Source organism: Komagataeibacter sp. SM21, from assembly GCF_041402665.1.
Lineage (GTDB): Bacteria > Pseudomonadota > Alphaproteobacteria > Acetobacterales > Acetobacteraceae > Komagataeibacter > Komagataeibacter saccharivorans.
In genome coordinates this window covers 1-1,528 of record NZ_JBGLOV010000062.1, presented here as the reverse complement: position 1 = coordinate 1,528, position 1,528 = coordinate 1, and the positions used below count along the sequence as shown (strand labels likewise).

1 protein-coding gene is annotated in these 1,528 nt (G+C 66.2%); it reads right to left on the bottom strand.

Annotated elements, in window-relative coordinates:
- Window positions 1-1,523, bottom strand: a 1,523-nt coding sequence (dxs, locus tag ACBR42_RS16995; protein WP_371208821.1) for a 1-deoxy-D-xylulose-5-phosphate synthase, incomplete at its 3' end; no start/stop codon positions are given.
- Between the last annotated feature and the right edge of the window lie 5 nt (window positions 1,524-1,528).

Below are 1,528 nucleotides of genomic sequence, written 5' to 3'. Positions count from 1 at the left end.
CGCCCGATCTCGAGGATCTCGCCCGCCGCGGGCAGGTCGAGGCCCAGCCCGTTGCCACGCGGATAGCGCAGCCCGATCGGGCCTTCGTCAAACGCGACCGCGGTTGCGGTCATGTGCAGCAGTTCCAGTTCGGTGCTGGGCGCCATCAGCGTGATGCCCGGCAGGCAGCCCAGATAGGCGATGTCGAACGACCCCGCATGGGTCGCGCCATCGGCGCCCACCAGCCCCGCGCGGTCGATGGCGAAACGCACCGGCAGCTTCTGCAGCACCACGTCATGCATCACCTGATCATAGGCGCGCTGCAGGAAGGTGGAATAGATGGCGCAGAACGGGCGCAGCCCCTCGGTCGCCATGCCTGCGGCAAAGGTCACGGCATGCTGTTCGGCAATGCCGACATCAAAGAAGCGGTCGGGATAGGCTTTTGCAAACTTGTCCAGACCCGTGCCCGACGGCATCGCGGCGGTGACGGTGACGATCCTGTCGTCGGTCGCGGCCTGACGGACCAGTTCCCTGGCGAAGACGGACGTATAGCTCGGCGGTCCGGCCGGACCCTTCTTCTGCTCGCCGGTCACGACGTTGAATTTGGAGACGGCGTGATACTTGTCGCCCGCCGATTCGGCCGGCGTGTAGCCATGGCCCTTCTCGGTGATCACATGCAGCAGCACGGGGCCGACATCTTCCGCGTCGCGCAGGTTGCGCAGGATATGGACAAGCTGGTTCATGTCATGCCCGTCCACGGGGCCGACATAATAGAAGCCCAGTTCCTCGAACAGCGTGCCGCCGGTCATGATGCCGCGCGCGTATTCATCCGCTTTCTTCGCCGTGCGTTCCAGACGGCCCGGCAGGCGCTTGGCCATCTTGCCCGCCAGTTCGCGCAGGGACAGGAACTTGCGCGAGGACATGAGCCGCGACAGGTAGCTCGACATCGCGCCGACCGGCGGGGCGATGGACATTTCGTTGTCGTTGAGCACCACGATCAGGCGCTCGGCGCCGGGACCGCAATGCGAGGCGTTGTTCATCGCCTCATACGCCATGCCCGCCGAGATCGAGCCATCGCCGATCACCGCAATCACGTTGCGCTCGCGGTAGGAGGGGTCTTCCTCCGCGCGCAGGTGATGGGCGACGGCCATGCCGAGGCCCGCGGAAATGGAAGTCGAGGAGTGGGCGGCGCCAAACGGGTCGTATTCGCTCTCGCTGCGGCGGGTGAAGCCCGAAAGCCCGCCCGGCTGGCGCAGGGTGCGGATGCGCTCACGCCGCCCGGTCAGGATCTTGTGCGGATAGGCCTGGTGGCCGACATCCCAGATCACCCGGTCATCGGGCGTGTCGAACACGGCATGCAGCGCCACCGTCAGTTCAACCACGCCCAGCGACGCGCCCAGATGCCCGCCCGTGGTGGACACCGCGTCGATCGTTTCCGAGCGCAGTTCATCCGCCAGCTGCTTTAACTGCTCCACCGAAAGGTTGCGCATGTCATGCGGCGCGCGCACCCGGTCAAGCTGCGCATAGCGCCCAAGGGTCGGAATCGCGG